We start from the raw sequence: 17,221 nt of genomic DNA, 5'->3' as shown, positions 1-17,221 counted from the left end.
GCAATTGCTGCTGAATGGGCATAAAAAATCCGATACCAGAAAACTGGTATCGGATTTTCTTTAAACCCCGACCTAGATACAAATGCTTAAGTGAACAGCATTACGCACGAGGCGGGGCTTTTTCAGACGCTAAGCGCGTGCAGCTTAAGCTTGAACAACCGGGATGTTGGCGTTCGCAGCGGCTTCACGGAACTCGGCAATCTGGTCGAAGCTCAGGTAGCGGTAAACGTCGGCAGCCATGCTGTCGATGTCTTTCGCGTAGCCCATGTACTCTTCAACCGTCGGCAGTTTGCCGGTGATTGCAGCAACCGCTGCCAGTTCGGCAGAGGCCAGGTACACGTTGGCGCCATCGCCCAGACGGTTCGGGAAGTTACGGGTAGAAGTCGACACCACAGTGGAGTTGGCTTCAACACGTGCCTGGTTACCCATGCACAGCGAGCAACCCGGCATTTCCATGCGCGCACCGGCTTTGCCGAAGATGCCGTAGTAGCCTTCTTCAGTCAGTTGGTGAGCGTCCATCTTGGTCGGCGGCGACAGCCACAGACGAGTCGGGATACCGCCAGTGACTTTTTGCAGCAGCTTACCGGCAGCGCGGAAGTGACCGATGTTGGTCATGCACGAACCGATGAACACTTCGTCGATCTTCTCGCCCTGAACGCTCGACAGCAGACGTGCATCGTCCGGGTCGTTAGGTGCGCACAGTACTGGCTCTTTCAAGTCAGCCAGGTCGATTTCGATCACTTCAGCGTATTCAGCGTCGGCGTCAGCACTCATCAGCTTCGGCTCAGCCAACCAGGCTTCCATCGCTTGAGCGCGACGTTCCATGGTGCGCGCATCGCCGTAGCCTTCGCTGATCATCCAGCGCAGCAGGGTGATGTTCGACTGCAGGTATTCGCCAATGGCTTTTTCCGGCATTTTGATGGTGCAACCGGCTGCAGAGCGCTCTGCAGAGGCGTCAGACAGTTCGAACGCTTGTTCAACGGTCAGCTCGTCAAGACCTTCGATCTCGAGGATGCGGCCGGAGAAGGCGTTGATCTTGCCTTTCTTCTCAACAGTCAGCAGGCCTTTCTGGATGGCGTAGTAAGGGATTGCATGGACCAGGTCACGCAGAGTGATACCAGGCTGCATTTTGCCTTTGAAGCGAACCAGAATGGATTCCGGCATATCCAGTGGCATAACGCCGGTGGCTGCTGCGAACGCAACCAGACCCGAGCCTGCTGGGAACGAGATACCCATTGGGAAACGGGTGTGCGAGTCACCACCAGTACCAACGGTATCCGGCAGCAGCATGCGGTTCAGCCAGCTGTGGATGATGCCATCGCCAGGACGCAGCGAGACGCCACCGCGGGTGCGGATGAAGTCTGGCAGGGTGTGGTGAGTGGTCACGTCGATCGGCTTAGGATAAGCCGCGGTGTGGCAGAACGACTGCATAACCAGGTCAGCAGAGAAGCCCAGGCAAGCCAGGTCTTTCAGCTCGTCACGGGTCATTGGGCCAGTGGTGTCCTGGGAGCCAACGGTGGTCATCTTCGGTTCGCAGTAAGTGCCAGGGCGAACGCCTTGACCTTCCGGCAGACCGCAGGCCTTGCCGACCATCTTCTGCGCCAGGGTGAAACCCTTGGTGCTGGATGCAGGTGGCTGAGGCAGCTTGAACAGATCAGTCGGGCCCATGCCCAGTTCAGCACGTGCTTTCTCGGTCAGGCCGCGACCAATGATCAGCGGGATACGGCCGCCAGCGCGTACTTCGTCGAGCAGAACCGGGGTCTTCATTTCGAAGGTAGCCAGGACTTCGTCAGTACCGTGCTTGCAGACTTTGCCAGCGTGCGGGTACAGGTCGATCACGTCGCCCATGTGCATGTTCGACACGTCGAATTCGATCGGCAGAGCGCCAGCATCTTCCATGGTGTTGTAGAAGATTGGAGCGATCTTGGAGCCGAAGCAGAAACCGCCAGCGCGCTTGTTCGGCACGTAAGGAATGTCGTCGCCGAAGAACCACAGCACTGAGTTGGTGGCTGATTTACGCGAAGAACCGGTACCTACAACGTCACCCACGTAAGCGATAGGGAAGCCTTCGCCGCGCATGGCTTCGATTTGCTTCATTGGGCCGGTAACGCCTTGCTCGTCCGGCACGATGCCGTCGCGAGCCATTTTCAGCATGGCCAGCGCGTGCAGCGGGATATCCGGGCGCGACCAGGCATCTGGGGCAGGGGACAGGTCGTCGGTGTTGGTTTCGCCGGTCACCTTGAATACGCGCAGGCTGATCTTGTCTTCCAGCGTTGGGCGGTTCTTGAACCACTCGCCATCAGCCCAGGACTGCAGAACAGCTTTGGCGTTGGCATTGCCAGCCTTGGCTTTTTCAGCAACGTCGTGGAAGGCGTCGAACATCAGCAGGGTGTGCTTCAGTTGCTCGGCGGCAACTGCGCCAAGCTCAGCGTCATCCAGCAGTTCAACCATAGTGGCGATGTTGTAACCGCCTTGCATGGTGCCCAGCAGCTCAACAGCGCGTTGCTTGTTGATCAGCGGGGAGGTCACTTCGCCTTTGGCGATAGCAGAGAGGAAGCCAGCCTTGACATAGGCTGCTTCGTCAACGCCTGGCGGTACGCGATTGGTGATCAGGTCGACGAGGAATTCTTCTTCGCCAGCGGGCGGGTTCTTCAGCAGCTCAATCAGGCCTGCGGTTTGTTCGGCGTTCAGCGGCTGGGGCACGATACCCTGAGCGGCACGCTCTGCTACATGTTTGCGATAGGCTTCAAGCACAGTTATTACCCTCATCAGTTGTCCCAAAGGGTTGTCCGGGACGCTTATCAAGAAAACACTGAACCAAGCGCTTCGCGGCTTTATGGGCCACTTAGCCTTGATTTCAGGGCTTTCTTCCAGAAGCTGTTTTCAAAGTTTTACGCCGGCAGGACGAGGGGCGATGAGGGTTGGCGCGGCTCCTGAAATGCGTATCAGGAGTCGGCGCCAACATCGTGCCTGCTGGATCAACTGTGCTCGTGACGCTTTGAAAACAGCTTCAATCGGACTTTAGCGCCTATTAAGAGGCCGGGAGATTCTACTGGAATCCTTTCATAAAGTTAAGCCAAAGCACTCAGGCCGAAAGATTGAAAAGTCAAGACTGGTGGGTCAGGACTGGGTACCTCTGACTCCTCACGGGATTCCAAGGTCAGAAAACGTGGCGCCTTGAGCCCGTATTCATCGCACAGCCAGGTTGCGTTTAGGCGCAAGTATTTATTGTGCGCGGCATATAGCCGGCCCCGATCGGCGCTGTGGGATTGCGGGTCTGTTGTGAGTGAAGTGCGCAGGACAAACAGATAATATGTCCGTCTGTTTAGTCGGTACCGAAAGCTTTGCTATGCCCAATCAGCTCATCAAAACGCCGTGTGTCGGTCTCTGTTCAACAGTTTACGGAGATCTGGTTTGCCGTGGCTGTAAGCGTTTCCACCATGAGGTGATTAGCTGGAATGCTTATACCGAAGAGCAGAAACAAGCGGTGTGGCAGCGATTAGAAGTGCTGCTGGTGCAGGTGATGCAGGCCAAGCTTGAGGTGTTCGATGCTGATCTGCTGCTCAAGCAGTTGCAGCAGCGCAAGATTCGCTACGTGGCGCACCAGTCGCCATATTGCTGGGCCTATCAGTTAATTGCGCGGGGCGCGCGGGTGATCAACCAGCTTGAAGCCTACGGCATGGTGTTGTTACCGGAATTCAGGGACAGTCCCTTGCCGGTACTGCGCGATGCCATTGACCGTGAGTTTTTCCTGCTGTCTGAGGCGCATTACGAGCGCTACATCGCGCCGAAATTCCTCCAGGCTGGTCTGGAGAATCCGCTTTAGGGCGAACTCTCCAGTAGCTCCTGCCAGCTACGCCTTGGCTGCCAGTTCTTCCAGATGCGCGCTGATGTCATCCGGTTTCATCACTAATACGTCACTTTCCAGTGAGTCGAGAATCACCTCGGCGGTATTGCCGATCAGCGCGCCCGAGATGCCCGTGCGTGCAACCGAACCGATCACCGTGACCGCAGCGCCGAGTTGGTGGGCGATGTTGGGGATCAATGAGTCAGCGGGGCCTTCGACTACATGCAGGCGGTCGTCGCTGATGTCGTACTCATCCTGAAAATCCCTGCACTGAGCGCGGTAGCTGGCCTCGATGGTTTCGGTGAGTTGGTACGTTGGGTCGGCAGCCGAGAGCATGGGCGTCGGGTGTGCAGTGACGACATGCAAAGTCGCCTTGGCCAGACCGGCGATGTCATAGCCATGGCTGATGATGCTGGCGTGCAGCACGCGGTGCTCGGTGTCCTCGTTGCCCACATCCACCGCAGCCAGAACGGTGCCAGCGGCCCAGGGCTTCTCGGTTTTAACCATCAGCACCGGGCATGGGCAGTAGCGCAACAACTTCCAGTCTTCCGGGGTGATCAGGGCTTTTTTCAGCGGGTTGTCCGGCAGGTGCTGTTTGATCACCAGTCCGCAGCCTTCGGCCTGCTGGACGCGAATGATGGTTTTATGCGGATTGTCATGCCAGGCCTGGTGGCTGCTGGCAGTGAAACCTTCGCGGTCGAGTTCGCTGCACAACTGCTCAAGCATGGCGGCGTGTTCATGCTTCTTGTCGCATACCAGCAAATGCAAGTGCGACTGGGTGACGCCTGCAATTAATCTGGCGCGTTTCAAGGCCAGGCTCGGCGTGATGCCCGGGTCCAGAACTACCAAAATGCTGCGGATGGCTTGCATGACCGACTCCCTGATTTAACCCTGTGGATGCTGCTGTATATAGATAATAGATGGCGCAAGCCGGGTGTGTTGTTGATTGATATCAACGGTATGACTGGTCGTTGCGCTTAGCATTCGTATAATGCGCGCTGGATGCCGTAAGGCCTGCTGACTATTGATTGGTCGCAGGTCGATCGCAGCGCGTATCGCGGTGCGGCGCGCAAAGGCAAGGCTGAGAATTTATCTGCATCATCTAAGGTTGGGACGTGGCGGAATGTTGACTGAAATACATGCTTTTTTAGGTTGTGCCACGCCGCAGGCCTGGATCGATGCTGCACTGAGCCAGCAAGACCTGATGCTGATTGATCATAAGAACTGCGAGTTCAAGGCGGCATCGACTGCCCTGAGTCTGATTGCAAAGTACAACCAGCACGTTGATCTGGTCACCTATATGTCGCGTCTGGCGCGCGAAGAGTTGGTGCACCACGAGCAGGTTCTGCGCATCATGAAACGCCGCAAAATTGCGCCTCAGCCGCTGAATGCCGGGCGGTATGCGTCTGGTTTACGTCGGGTCGTGCGCTCCCACGAACCGGTCAAACTGGTCGACACCCTGGTTGTCGGTGCGTTCATCGAGGCGCGTAGCTGCGAGCGTTTCGCGGCGGTGTACCCACATCTTGATGAAGAGTTGAGCAAGTTCTACTTCGGTTTGCTCAAGTCCGAGGCGCGTCATTACGAAAACTATCTGCGTTTTGCCTATCACTTTGGCGAGGCCGATGATGTCGACAAGGCCATCGTGCGGGTTAGGGAAGTCGAGCGCGAACTGATCGAAACGCCAGACCCCGAGTTCCGTTTTCACAGCGGCATTCCTGCCAGCGCTTGAGCGCGTCCTCTTAAAAAATTGATCCGTTTGTTACAAACGGAATTAATTTTTGACAATAGCTGCCTAGGCAGTTAAATTGCGCCCACTAACTGCCTAGGCAGCTATTGGGTGTCTAATGAAAAAATCTATCACGCAAAACTTTAAGTACGCCTCCATCGGCCTGTTGGTGGCGCGCGCTGCATTGCTCAAAGATCGCCTGCTCGATAAGCATCTGGCGGAGCTGGATGTAACGGCGGCGCAATTCAAGGTGCTGATCATCATCGCGCAGTATGAGCTCGATACGCCGGCAGACTTGTGCCGCTATCTGGCTTTGGACAGCGGTTCGATGACGCGCATGCTCGACCGTCTGGAACAAAAGAAACTGCTCGTGCGCAAGCGTTGCGCAACTGACCGGCGCCAGGTGCGACTTGCCCTGACTGCCAGCGGGCTTGAGCTGGCTGCGCACTTGCCCGAAGTCGGCGCGGCGGCCATGGGCGAATTCGTCGGCGTGCTTGAACCTGAAGAAGTTCAGGCGCTTGAAGCAAGCCTGACGAAGATCTTGCTCGCTGTTGACGATCCCATTGTTGCGTTACACATAGGTGCAAAATGAGCACACAGTTTCCTGCCTTGCGCATTGCAGGCGTACTGCTGGCCATGAGCCTGGCCGGTTGCGCCAATTACTCCGGTTTACTGCCAGAGGGTTTGGGGCTCGACTCCAATAACCTCAAGAGCAGTGAGTCGCTCAAGGATGTGAAGGTTTCGCCCGCTGCATGGCCTGCGACGGATTGGTGGAAGAGCCTCGGTGATCCTCAGCTCGACAGCCTGATCAGCGAAGCGCTGGTTAACAGCCCGGATATGCAAATCGCCAGTGCCCGTGCGCATCAGGCAACGGCTGTAGTGGCTGCCGCAGATGCCAATCGCTTGCCGACTGTCGATGCCAGTGCGGGTGTTACGCGCTCGCGCTTATCGCGCATAGAAGACCCGTTAGGCGAGGGCGGTCGCTACAGCACCTTGCGTACCCTGGGCGCAGAATTTAATTACACCTTCGATCTGTGGGGCGGCCAGCGTGATAGCTGGGAAGCGGCATTGGGCCAGGCACGCGCAGCCGAAGTGGATCAGCGCGCCGCGGGTTTGACCGTGTCAGCGGATGTCGCCCGGGCGTATAACAATCTGGCTCAGGCCTATGTGTTGTACGACCTTGCTGAAGAAGATGTAAAGCGCACCAGCCAAATGCTCCAGTTGAGCCAGAGCCGTTTGCAGTCTGGCATAGACAGCCATTACCAATACCAGCAAACCGAGAGCCTGGCGGCCAGCTCGCAAGAGCAGTTGCAGGATGCCGGCAAGCGTTTGCAGAGCGCCAAAGTTGCGCTGTCGATTCTGCTTGGCAAAGGCCCGGACCGCGGCAACCAACTGAGCCGGCCGCAAGTGCTGCAAGCTGCCGCAGTGGCGGTGCCGGCCACCTTGCCAGCCGAATTGCTGGGGCGTCGACCGGACCTTATCGCTGCGCGCTGGAGGGTCGAGGCAGCCAGTAAAGGCATTGATGCCAGCAAGACGCGTTTCTACCCGAACCTGAATCTGAATATGGGCGCCGGGGTGCAGTCGCTGTTGGGCGATGCCATGTTCGGCTCACCCAGCCGTTTCTTCGATATTGCCCCCACGGTGACTCTGCCAATTTTTGACGGAGGACGCCTGCGCGCCGATCTCGATGCGCGTGATGCCGATTACGATCTGGCCGTGGCGCAGTACAACAAGTTGCTGGTCAGCGCGTTGGGTGATGTCACCGATACGCTCAATCAACTGCGCTCGATCAAGCAGCAGATTGTCACCCAGCAACATGCCGCGGACATCGCCAAGGAATCGTACGACACCGTGGTGCAGCGCTACGCCTCGGGCATTGGCAACTACCTCGACGTGCTCAGTATTGAGCAGCAATTGCTCCAGGCGCAACGGCAGTTGGCCAGTCTGAACGCCGAGCATATCGACCTTTCCATCGAGTTGATGCAAGCACTGGGTGGCGGCTTCAATGTCGGCAATAACGTGCCTAACGTCCCTGTATCTGCCGCACGCAGCGAATAAATCAAGGTAATCAACATGGCTACTGAAGCGACCAATTCAAACGAGCAAGCACAGGATGCGAGCAACTCGCGCAAGCGTAAAACAGGCTTGCTGGTGGTCCTGTTTCTGGTGATCGCCGGCGCACTCGGGGTGTGGGCCTGGTACGAGTTCTTCGGCCGCTGGAGCGAGGAAACCGACGATGCCTACGTCAACGGCAACGTGGTCGAGATAACCCCGCAAGTGGTTGGCACGGTAATCAGCATTGGCGCTGATGACGGCGACTTGGTGCATGCCGGCCAAACGCTAATTCAGTTTGACCCAAGCGATTCGCACATCGGCCTGCTGAGTGCCGAGGCCAATCTGGGCAAGACTGTGCGCCAGGTGCGCGGCATGTTCAGCAACGTCGATGCCATGAAAGCGCAGGTACGCGCTCAGCAGGCGACGCTGCAGAAAGCCCGCGACAACTACAACCGTCGTAAAACGCTGGCGGCAACAGGCGCGATCTCGGCTGAAGAGCTGTCCCATGCACGTGATGATCTGGCGTCGGCCGAAAGTGCGCTGGCCAACATCAAGCAGCAGTTGAGCAGCAGCAAGGCGTTGATTGATGACACCACTGTTGCTTCGCATCCCGACGTCATGGCCGCCGCTGCCAATCTGCGTCAGGCCTATCTGAACAATGCGCGCAGCACGCTGGTGGCGCCGGTGACCGGATACGTGGCCAAGCGCACTGTGCAGCTTGGTCAGCGGGTACAGCCCGGCACGGCCTTAATGGCAGTGATTCCGCTCGATCAGTTATGGATCGATGCCAACTTCAAGGAAACCCAACTCAGCCAGATGCGCATCGGCCAGACGGTTGATATTGAGTCGGATATCTACGGCAGCGACGTCAAGTACAGCGGCAGTGTCGACAGCCTCGGTGCAGGAACTGGCAGTGCGTTTGCCTTGTTGCCGGCGCAGAACGCCACCGGCAACTGGATCAAGATTGTTCAGCGCGTGCCGGTTCGGATTCATATCAATGCCGAGCAACTGGCCGAGCATCCGTTGCGTGTCGGACTGTCGACCAAGGTGACGGTCAACCTGCGTGACCAGAGCGGCCCGATGCTGGCGCAGCAAGCGCCTGTGGAGGCCTCGTTCACCACCAATGTGTATGAGCGCCAGATGAGCGAGGCCGACGCCTTGATCGCCCGGCTGATCGAGGAAAACAGCGCGCCGCTGAAGTCGGCCAAACGCTGATTCATCCGTAATCGACACGAGCGCCGGAAGGTCTGGCGCTCGCGCTCTACAGCCTCGACTAGATAGCAAGGATTTGTAATGAGCTCACAAGCATCATTCAGCCCGCCGAGCTTGTTGCTGTGCACCATCGGTCTGTCTCTCGCGACCTTTATGCAGGTACTCGACACCACGATCGCCAACGTTGCCTTGCCCACCATTGCCGGTAATCTCGGCGTCAGCTTCGAGCAGGGCACCTGGGTTATTACCTCGTTTGCGGTGAGTAACGCCATCGCCTTGCCGCTCACCGGCTGGTTGAGCCGGCGGTTTGGTGAGGTGAAACTGTTTCTCTGGGCCACCATGCTCTTTGTACTGGCCTCTTTTCTTTGCGGCATTGCCCAGTCAATGCCTGAATTGGTCGGCTTTCGGGTGATTCAGGGGCTGGTCGCCGGCCCGCTTTACCCGATGACGCAAACGCTGCTGATCGCGGTTTATCCTCCGGCAAAAAGGGGCATGGCCTTGGCACTGTTGGCGATGGTGACCGTTGTGGCGCCCATTGCCGGGCCCATTCTGGGCGGCTGGATTACCGACAGCTACAGCTGGCCGTGGATCTTCTTCATCAATGTGCCCATCGGGATTTTCGCAACCCTGGTGGTGCGCCAGCAATTGCGCCATCGCCCGGTCGAAACTAGTCGCCAGCCCATCGACTACATTGGCCTGCTGACCCTGATAATCGGGGTGGGCGCGCTGCAGGTGGTGCTCGATAAAGGCAATGATCTCGACTGGTTCGAGTCCAACTTCGTCATCATCGGTACGCTTATTTCAGTTATTGCGCTGAGCATCTTCGTGATCTGGGAAATGACCGATAAGCATCCGATCGTCAACTTGCGGCTGTTCTCACATCGCAACTTTCGCATCGGCACCATTGTGCTGGTGCTGGGCTATTCGGGCTTCTTCGGCATCAACCTGATCCTGCCGCAATGGCTGCAAACTCAGATGGGCTACACCGCCACATGGGCCGGTTTAGCGGTGGCGCCGATTGGTCTGTTGCCGGTGTTGATGTCGCCCTTTGTCGGGCGTTATGCGCACAATTTTGACTTGCGCTTGCTGGCCGGGTTGGCGTTTCTGGCGATTGGCCTGAGCTGCTTCATGCGCGCTGGCTTCACCAATCAGGTGGACTTCCAGCACGTAGCGTTGGTGCAGTTGTTCATGGGCATCGGCGTTGCGCTGTTCTTCATGCCGACACTGAGCATTTTGCTGTCGGATCTGCCGCCCCACGAAATTGCCGATGGTTCAGGGCTGGCGACATTCCTCAGGACCTTGGGCGGTAGCTTCGCGGCCTCCCTGACCACGTGGATCTGGATTCGTCGTGCCGATCAGCATCATGCTTACATGAGCGAAAGTTTTAGTACCTATGAACCGGCCACGCGTGAGGCGCTGAATCAACTCGGCGGGCCGGGGCCGCAGTCCTATGCGCAGCTTGAGCAGATACTCAACAGCCAGGCCTACATGATGTCCACCGTCGACTACTTTACCTTGCTCGGCTGGATGTTTTTCGGGCTGGTCTTGCTGGTGTGGCTCGCCAAGCCGCCGTTCACGGCCAAGGCCGGGCCAGAAGCGGCAGGGCACTGATTCGCGGGCAAAGTAAACGCACATGAAAATGCCTGCTGGGTTAACCGCACAGCAGGCTTTTTAATCGCTGAAGTTTTGTTAGTCGCTCAGGCTGAATGCGCTCTGGCGCATGCCCTGATCATCGATTTGCAGCGCCCAGCCTTGTCTGTCCCAGTCACCCAGAACAATGCGCGTCGCGGTCTGCCCATCGATTTCGAGCTTGTGCGTAGCGGGGCGGTGGGTGTGACCGTGAATCAGCGTGCGCACGCCATGCTGGCGCATAGTGCTGACGACTTCATCCGGCGTCACATCGACAATATCGGCGGCCTTCATGCGCGTCTGGCTGCGGCTTTCATTGCGCAGCTTGCGCGCCAGCTTGTGGCGGGTGCTCAGCGGCAGATGGCGCAATACCCACAAGGTCAGCGGGTTGCGCAGGATGCGGCGCATGCGCATATAGGCTTCGTCGCGCGTGCACAGGCTGTCGCCGTGCATTAGCAGAACGGGGCCACTCGGCAGTTCGAGCAGGGTTGGATCGTTGAGCAGGCTACAGCCGGCTTCACGGCAAAAGGCTTTGCCGATAAGGAAGTCGCGGTTGCCATGCATCAGGAAAATTTGCGTGCCAGTTTCACTCAGTTCGCGCAGGGCGGTGCTGATGGTGCGTTGAAAAGGGCTGATGGCATCATCGCCAATCCACACTTCAAAGAAGTCTCCGAGGATATACAACGCCTCGGCATGAACGGCGCGGGTTTGCAGGAAATGCAGGAACGCCCGGGTTATGTCCGGGCGCTCCTGTTCAAGGTGCAGATCGGAGATCAGTAAGATCACTCAACGATCTCAGCACGCTCGATGACCACCTCATCAACCGGAACGTCCTGATGGCCGCTCTTGGTGGTGGTGGCAACGCCTTTGATCTTCTCAACAACGTCCATGCCTTCAGTCACTTCGCCGAATACCGCATAGCCCCAGCCCTGAACGGTCGGTGCAGTGTGGTTGAGGAAAGTGTTGTCGGCGACGTTGATGAAGAACTGCGCAGAAGCCGAATGTGGCTCCATGGTGCGGGCCATGGCAACGGTACCAATTTTGTTGGAAACGCCGTTGTTGGCTTCGTTCTTGATGGTGGCGCGGGTCGACTTCTGCTTCATGCTGGTGTCGAAGCCGCCGCCCTGAATCATGAAGTTGCTGATTACGCGGTGGAAAATGGTGCCGTCGTAGTGGCCGCTTTTCACGTATTCCTTGAAGTTAGCCACGGTTTCCGGGGCTTTGTCTTCGAACAGGTTCAGGGTGATAACGCCGTAGTTGGTGTGCAACTTGATCATTGATTTAATCGCTCTGTCATTGAAACCGCAGGCCTTGGCTGCATCTGTATCGCTACAGGTACAGAGCTTGTTGGCCGAGGCTTTACAGTTTACGGGGTGTCAGGCCGCTTGCCGAGTGCATTTTCCAACGCACATTTCCGGTTGCGATCTAGCGCTTGGGTCTGTCAGGGGGTTGACAGCTTCGGCTATGATAGGCGCTTTGGATTCGCTAAAAAACTATTGCGCCTGCCCCTGTGGCTGAAAATCTTCGTGTTTGTGGCTGATTTGGCCTGACACTGACCCCTCTGTTGCGGGGTTCAACGCATTTTCAGTAACGGGTCCGGGCGCTCTCAGTTGATGCGTCTCCCTGTTTTAGTCGGCCGCGCATGCCGCGCACCTGCACCTTCAAAGGATCCCATGAGCAAGCCAGAGACTCCTGTCGCCACTAACTTCCTTCGTCCTATCGTCCAGGCAGATCTGGAATCAGGCAAACATGCGAAGGTGATCACGCGTTTCCCGCCGGAGCCCAATGGCTACCTGCATATCGGTCACGCCAAGTCGATTTGCCTGAACTTTGGCCTGGCCAAAGAATTTGGCGGTGATTGTCATCTGCGTTTCGATGACACCAACCCGGCCAAGGAAGATCAGGAATACATCGACTCGATCAAGCAGGACGTGCAGTGGTTGGGCTTCGACTGGGCGGGTGATATTCGTTTCGCCTCCAACTATTTCGACCAGCTCTACGCATGGGCCGTCGAGCTGATCAAGGCGGGCAAGGCGTTCGTTTGCGACTTGTCGCCGGAAGAGTCGCGTGCCTACCGTGGCAGCCTCACAGAGCCGGGCAAGAACAGCCCGTTCCGTGACCGTTCGGTTGAAGAGAACCTCGATTTGTTCGCCCGCATGAAAGCCGGCGAGTTTGCTGACGGCGCGCGTTCGCTGCGGGCAAAAATCGACATGAGCGCGCCGAACATCAACCTGCGCGACCCGATTCTGTACCGTATTCGCCATGCCCATCACCACCAGACCGGTGACAAGTGGTGCATCTACCCGAGCTATGACTTCACCCACGGCCAGTCCGATGCCATCGAAGGGATTACCCACTCGATCTGCACGCTGGAGTTCGAAGATCACCGCCCGCTGTACGAGTGGTTCCTTGAGCAGTTGCCAGTTCCGGCACAGCCGCGTCAGTACGAATTCGCGCGCCTGAACCTCAACTACACCATCACCAGCAAGCGCAAGCTCAAGCAATTGGTCGACGAAGGCCACGTAAGTGGCTGGGATGATCCGCGCATGTCAACACTGGTCGGCTTCCGCCGCCGTGGTTACACGCCAGGGTCGATCCGTCACTTCTGTGACCTGATCGGGGTCAACCGCGCCGGTGGCGTCGTGGATATCGGCATGCTTGAGTTCGCCATCCGTGACGATCTCGATGCAAACGCTTCGCGCGCCATGTGTGTGCTCAAGCCGCTGAAAGTGGTCATCACCAACTACCCGCAAGATCAGGTCGAAACGCTGAGCCTGCCGCGTCATCCCAAGCAGGATATGGGTGTGCGTGAGCTGCCGTTCTCTCGTGAGATCTACATCGACGCCGGTGATTACGAAGAGAACCCGCCAAAGGGCTACAAGCGTCTTGAACCGGGCGGTGAAGTCCGTCTGCGTGGCAGCTACGTGATCCGCGCCGATGAGGCGATTAAAGATGCCGACGGCAATGTGATCGAACTGCGTTGCTCGTACGACCCCGAAACGCTTGGCAAGAACCCGGAAGGGCGCAAGGTCAAGGGCGTTGTGCATTGGGTTCCGGCAGACGCCAGCGTCGAGTGCGAAGTGCGCCTGTACGATCGCCTGTTCCGTTCGGCTAATCCGGAAAAAGCCGAGGAGGGCGCAAGCTTCCTCGACAACATCAACCCCGATTCGCTGGTTGTGCTCAAGGGCTGTCGCGCTGAGCCGTCACTGGCCAATGCTAACCTTGAAGACCGCTTCCAGTTCGAGCGCGAAGGCTACTTCTGCCTCGACTCGAAAGACTCGAAGCCAGACGTACTGGTGTTCAACCGCACGGTAACGCTGCGCGATTCCTGGGCCTGAGCCCGTTGCAGCGCTGAGTCAGCTGCGCCCGCCCATTGTGTTGGCGGGCGCAGCCACTCGAAGATTAAGTGGCCTGTGAGGGCCGCGTTTAAGGATTGATTATGCTGACCATCTACAACACGCTGAGCAAAACCAAGCAGGAACTTAAACCCCTCGAAGGCAACCATGTGCGCATGTATGTCTGCGGCATGACGGTTTATGACTTCTGCCACATTGGTCACGCCCGGGTGATGGTCGCGTTTGACGTGATCGCACGCTGGTTGCGGCATCGCGGCTATGAACTGACCTACGTGCGCAACATCACCGACATCGACGACAAAATCATTCGTCGCGCACAGGAAAACGGTGAAGGTTTTGAGGTGCTGGTTGATCGCATGATCGCCGCCATGCACGAAGACGAAGCGCGCCTGAATGTGCTGCGTCCGGATATCGAGCCGCGTGCTACCAGCCATATCGCCGGCATGCACCAGATGATCCAGACATTGATCGACAAAGGCTTCGCCTACGCGCCAGGCAACGGTGACGTTTACTACCGTGTCGGCAAGTTCGTCGGTTACGGCAAGCTGTCGCGCAAGAAAATCGAAGACCTGCGCATCGGCGCGCGAATCGAAGTCGATGAGTCGAAACAAGACCCGCTCGACTTCGTACTGTGGAAAGGCGCCAAGCCGGGCGAGCCAAGCTGGCAGTCGCCGTGGGGCGAAGGCCGTCCGGGCTGGCATATCGAGTGCTCGGTGATGTCGACCTGCTGCCTTGGCGAAACCTTCGACATTCACGGCGGCGGTCCGGATCTGGTGTTCCCGCACCACGAAAACGAAATCGCCCAGAGCGAAGCCGCTACCGGCAAGCTCTACGCCAACGCCTGGATGCATGCCGGGGCGGTGCGCGTCGATGGCGAGAAAATGTCCAAGTCATTGGGCAACTTCTTCACCATTCGCGAAGTGCTGCAAAAGTATCACCCCGAAGTGGTGCGTTACTTCCTCGTGTCGAGCCAGTACCGCAGCCCGATCAACTATTCGGAAGACAGCCTCAAGGAAGCCAAAGGCGCGCTGGAGCGGTTTTACCACGCGCTCAAGGGTCTGCCAGAAGCGCCAGCGGCTGGCGGTGATGCATTCGTAGCGCGCTTCTCTGAAGCAATGGATGATGACTTCAATTCGCCGGAAGCTTGCGCTGTGCTGTTTGAAATGGTCCGTGAGGTTAACCGCCTGCGCGACACCGACCTCCAGGCTGCTGCGGGCTTGGCTGCGCGCTTGAAAGAGCTAGCGGGCGTGCTCGGTGTGCTGCAACTGGAGCCTGAAGCGTTCCTGCAGGCCGGTGCCGAAGGCAAGGTCGATGCAGCCGAGGTCGAAGCACTGATTGCCGCGCGCCTCCAGGCACGCAGCGACAAGAACTGGGCCGAGTCCGACCGCATCCGCGATCAACTGACGGCAATGGGTGTGGTTCTGGAAGACGGCAAAGGCGGCACGACCTGGCGTTTGGCTGAGTAAGCTGGCGGCGCGGCCCAATGCTTCTGTGCTGAAAATTGCTGGCTACAACAGGATAGAGTTTTCGCACCTGTAGTCAGCAAAGCCGGGTCGATCCGGCTGTTCCATGCCCTGCAATTGCAGCGTTTTCCGAGGCCACAAAAAAAGCCGTTATCAGGTAACTGATAACGGCTTTTGTATTCAGCGCGGGCTGTTTGCTCAGCCGCCGCTATTGCACACGTTCTTAGCGATTGAAGCGCTCCACCAGCGACTGCTGGCCTTTGGCGTTGCCGGTGAGGGCTTTGCTCAGGCGAGCGGTTTGTTGTGCGTCTTCTGCGGTCTGGTCCGACAACTGGGCGATGTTGGTGATGTTGCGGTTGATCTCGTCGGCGACCGCACTTTGCTCTTCAGCGGCGGCGGCGATCTGGTCGGCCATGCCGGCGATATTTTCCACCGAGTCACTGATCCCCATCAACGCCTGATCCGCCAGCAGAACCTGCTTGACGCCTTCATCGGCCTGCGAACGACCGATTTGCATGGCGACCACGGCCTCTTCTGCGGTGCGCTGCAGTTTGGCGATCAGTTGGTGGATCTGTCCGGTTGACTCGCCGGTGCGCTGCGCCAGCGAACGTACTTCGTCGGCGACCACGGCAAAGCCACGGCCCATCTCGCCCGCACGCGCCGCTTCGATCGCGGCGTTGAGGGCCAGCAAGTTGGTCTGGTCGGCGATCCCTTTGATCACATCGACCACGCTGCCAATTTCGTTGCTGTCCTGCGCCAGACGAGTCACGGTTTCGCCGGTTTCACCCACGGACACCGACAAGCGCTCGATGGCTTCACGGGTTTGCGCAGTGATCGTGCGACCTTCGCGGGTGAGGCGGTTGGCTTCCTGAGTGGCAATCGCCGTGCGTGCAACGTTGCTGGCGACTTCCAGTGTGGTCGCAGCCATCTCGTTGACGGCCGTGGCCACCTGTTCGGTTTCCTGACGTTGGCGTTCAAGACCGGAAGAACTGTTGATCGCCAGCGTATCGGCCTGGCTGGCTTGTTCAGCGAGATTCTCGGCGCTGTCGAGCAAGCGGGTCAGGCAGGTTTTAAGGCGCGCTTCCTGGCTCAGTGCGCTCATTTCCAGGCGCGCTACAGCGCCTTTGCTGCTGGTGTACATCTGCGCAATCATCGGATCGCTGATGGTTTCTTCCGACAGTTTGAGCAGGCGCTGGAGGCCGCGCTGTTGCCAGTTGAGTGCCATCAAGCCCAGCGGAATCGAGGCAGCAACGGTCGCCAGCAAGGCCCAGTTGCTTTCAATCAGCTGTGCGGCTACGCAACCGAACAGGCCGATGCCGATGTAAGGAAGCAGGTCGAGGGTGCGCGGCAACCAGCTGTCGCTGCTGGCCACCGCCGGCTTGCCTGAGTTCACGCGCGCGTACAGCTGCTCGGCACGGCTGATTTGCTCGGCAGTCGGCTTAACCCGAACCGACTCGAAACCGATAACTTGGGAGTTGCTGAGGATCGGCGTGACGTAAGCGTTGACCCAGTAATGATCGCCATTCTTGCAACGGTTCTTGACGATGCCCATCCACGGGCGACCTTGCTGCAAGGTGCTCCACATGTGCTGGAACACCGCAGGTGGTACATCCGGGTGGCGCACAAGGTTGTGCGGAGCGCGTATCAGCTCATCCATCGAGAAGCCGCTGATTTTGACAAACTCATCGTTGCAGTAAGTGATCTGGCCCTTGGTATCGGTGGTCGATATCAGGCGCTGGTCTGCTGAGAAGGTACGTTCACGCTGGGTAACAGGCTGATTATTGCGCATGGTGATGGTCCCGGTGGTAATGCTTATGCATCGGCCCAGGCGCAGTAAAGTTGAGAAGGGATTGGCAAAAAACCAGGGTTTATTGATCTGGATCAATAAATACCAGAGAAAGTGGGTACTTGAACGCCTCAAGTACCCACGCAG

The 17,221-nt window shown here is 57.9% G+C and carries 13 protein-coding genes; 8 read left to right on the top strand and 5 right to left on the bottom strand.

Features of this window, described 5'->3' with window-relative positions; genetic code table 11:
- Positions 1–144 precede the first annotated feature (144 nt).
- Positions 145–2,754, bottom strand: coding sequence for a bifunctional aconitate hydratase 2/2-methylisocitrate dehydratase (acnB, locus tag FEZ62_RS18475; protein WP_090512220.1), 2,610 nt, complete (start codon positions 2,752–2,754; stop codon positions 145–147).
- Between the two features lie 595 nt (positions 2,755–3,349).
- Here acnB and FEZ62_RS18470 point away from each other — a divergent pair.
- Positions 3,350–3,826, top strand: a complete 477-nt coding sequence (locus FEZ62_RS18470; RefSeq protein WP_069900373.1) for a DUF1289 domain-containing protein — start codon at positions 3,350–3,352, stop codon at positions 3,824–3,826.
- A gap of 27 nt (positions 3,827–3,853) precedes the next feature.
- Here the strand turns inward: FEZ62_RS18470 and FEZ62_RS18465 are convergent, their stop codons facing one another.
- The gene (locus FEZ62_RS18465) at positions 3,854–4,717 is read right to left on the bottom strand and encodes a universal stress protein (protein ID WP_172929365.1); all 864 of its coding nucleotides are present in this window, start codon (positions 4,715–4,717) and stop codon (positions 3,854–3,856) included.
- 253 nt (positions 4,718–4,970) lie between these two features.
- Here FEZ62_RS18465 and miaE point away from each other — a divergent pair, with 253 nt between their 5' ends.
- From miaE to FEZ62_RS18440, 5 genes are all read left to right on the top strand, one after another.
- Positions 4,971–5,576 carry a tRNA isopentenyl-2-thiomethyl-A-37 hydroxylase MiaE gene (miaE, locus tag FEZ62_RS18460; protein WP_069900149.1) on the top strand — a complete coding sequence of 202 codons (606 nt, stop codon included), beginning with the start codon at positions 4,971–4,973 and terminating at the stop codon, positions 5,574–5,576.
- A 115-nt stretch (positions 5,577–5,691) separates the two neighbouring features.
- Entirely contained in the window at positions 5,692–6,165 is a 474-nt protein-coding gene (locus tag FEZ62_RS18455) for a MarR family transcriptional regulator (protein ID WP_090512214.1), read from the top strand.
- Positions 6,162–7,631 (top strand): efflux transporter outer membrane subunit, encoded by a 1,470-nt coding sequence (locus FEZ62_RS18450; RefSeq protein WP_172929364.1) that lies wholly within the window; start codon positions 6,162–6,164, stop codon positions 7,629–7,631. The genes FEZ62_RS18455 and FEZ62_RS18450 overlap by 4 nt, the downstream gene beginning before the upstream one ends.
- A gap of 15 nt (positions 7,632–7,646) precedes the next feature.
- Positions 7,647–8,843: an efflux RND transporter periplasmic adaptor subunit gene (locus FEZ62_RS18445; RefSeq protein WP_069900152.1), complete on the top strand. Its 1,197-nt coding sequence runs from the start codon at positions 7,647–7,649 to the stop codon at positions 8,841–8,843.
- A gap of 78 nt (positions 8,844–8,921) precedes the next feature.
- Positions 8,922–10,451, top strand: coding sequence for a DHA2 family efflux MFS transporter permease subunit (locus FEZ62_RS18440; protein WP_069900153.1), 1,530 nt, complete (start codon positions 8,922–8,924; stop codon positions 10,449–10,451).
- Between the two features lie 78 nt (positions 10,452–10,529).
- Here the strand turns inward: FEZ62_RS18440 and lpxH are convergent, their stop codons facing one another.
- Together lpxH and FEZ62_RS18430 are read right to left on the bottom strand one after the other, a co-directional pair.
- On the bottom strand, positions 10,530–11,255 hold the full coding sequence (lpxH, locus tag FEZ62_RS18435; protein WP_150549338.1) for a UDP-2,3-diacylglucosamine diphosphatase: 726 nt from the start codon (positions 11,253–11,255) through the stop codon (positions 10,530–10,532).
- Entirely contained in the window at positions 11,252–11,746 is a 495-nt protein-coding gene (locus FEZ62_RS18430) for a peptidylprolyl isomerase (RefSeq protein ID WP_069900155.1), read from the bottom strand. Before FEZ62_RS18430 ends, lpxH begins: the two co-directional genes overlap by 4 nt.
- 396 nt (positions 11,747–12,142) lie before the next feature.
- On the opposite strand from FEZ62_RS18430, the gene FEZ62_RS18425 reads away from it, so the two are divergent.
- Both FEZ62_RS18425 and cysS read left to right on the top strand, forming a co-directional pair.
- A complete protein-coding gene (locus FEZ62_RS18425) occupies positions 12,143–13,807 on the top strand; it encodes a glutamine--tRNA ligase/YqeY domain fusion protein (RefSeq protein ID WP_172929363.1) in 1,665 nt (554 codons plus the stop codon).
- A gap of 101 nt (positions 13,808–13,908) precedes the next feature.
- On the top strand, positions 13,909–15,291 hold the full coding sequence (gene cysS / locus FEZ62_RS18420; RefSeq protein WP_172929362.1) for a cysteine--tRNA ligase: 1,383 nt from the start codon (positions 13,909–13,911) through the stop codon (positions 15,289–15,291).
- A 220-nt stretch (positions 15,292–15,511) separates the two neighbouring features.
- Here the strand turns inward: cysS and FEZ62_RS18415 are convergent, their stop codons facing one another.
- Positions 15,512–17,077, bottom strand: coding sequence for a PAS domain-containing methyl-accepting chemotaxis protein (locus FEZ62_RS18415; protein ID WP_172929361.1), 1,566 nt, complete (start codon positions 17,075–17,077; stop codon positions 15,512–15,514).
- Positions 17,078–17,221 lie beyond the last annotated feature (144 nt).

The organism is Pseudomonas sp. MS19 (assembly GCF_013277615.1).
Taxonomy (GTDB): domain Bacteria; phylum Pseudomonadota; class Gammaproteobacteria; order Pseudomonadales; family Pseudomonadaceae; genus Aquipseudomonas; species Aquipseudomonas marincola.
Note: the sequence above shows the minus strand (reverse complement) of the source record. Positions and strands in the feature narration are given on the sequence as shown.

Coding starts and splice junctions, on each gene's coding strand:
- FEZ62_RS18470 (WP_069900373.1), top strand. CDS start 3,350: ATGCCCAATCAGCTCATCAAAACGCCGTGTGTCGGTCTCTGTTCAACA.
- FEZ62_RS18465 (WP_172929365.1), bottom strand. CDS start 4,717: ATGCAAGCCATCCGCAGCATTTTGGTAGTTCTGGACCCGGGCATCACG.
- miaE (WP_069900149.1), top strand. CDS start 4,971: ATGTTGACTGAAATACATGCTTTTTTAGGTTGTGCCACGCCGCAGGCC.
- FEZ62_RS18455 (WP_090512214.1), top strand. CDS start 5,692: ATGAAAAAATCTATCACGCAAAACTTTAAGTACGCCTCCATCGGCCTG.
- FEZ62_RS18450 (WP_172929364.1), top strand. CDS start 6,162: ATGAGCACACAGTTTCCTGCCTTGCGCATTGCAGGCGTACTGCTGGCC.
- FEZ62_RS18445 (WP_069900152.1), top strand. CDS start 7,647: ATGGCTACTGAAGCGACCAATTCAAACGAGCAAGCACAGGATGCGAGC.
- FEZ62_RS18440 (WP_069900153.1), top strand. CDS start 8,922: ATGAGCTCACAAGCATCATTCAGCCCGCCGAGCTTGTTGCTGTGCACC.
- FEZ62_RS18430 (WP_069900155.1), bottom strand. CDS start 11,746: ATGATCAAGTTGCACACCAACTACGGCGTTATCACCCTGAACCTGTTC.
- FEZ62_RS18425 (WP_172929363.1), top strand. CDS start 12,143: ATGAGCAAGCCAGAGACTCCTGTCGCCACTAACTTCCTTCGTCCTATC.
- cysS (WP_172929362.1), top strand. CDS start 13,909: ATGCTGACCATCTACAACACGCTGAGCAAAACCAAGCAGGAACTTAAA.
- FEZ62_RS18415 (WP_172929361.1), bottom strand. CDS start 17,077: ATGCGCAATAATCAGCCTGTTACCCAGCGTGAACGTACCTTCTCAGCA.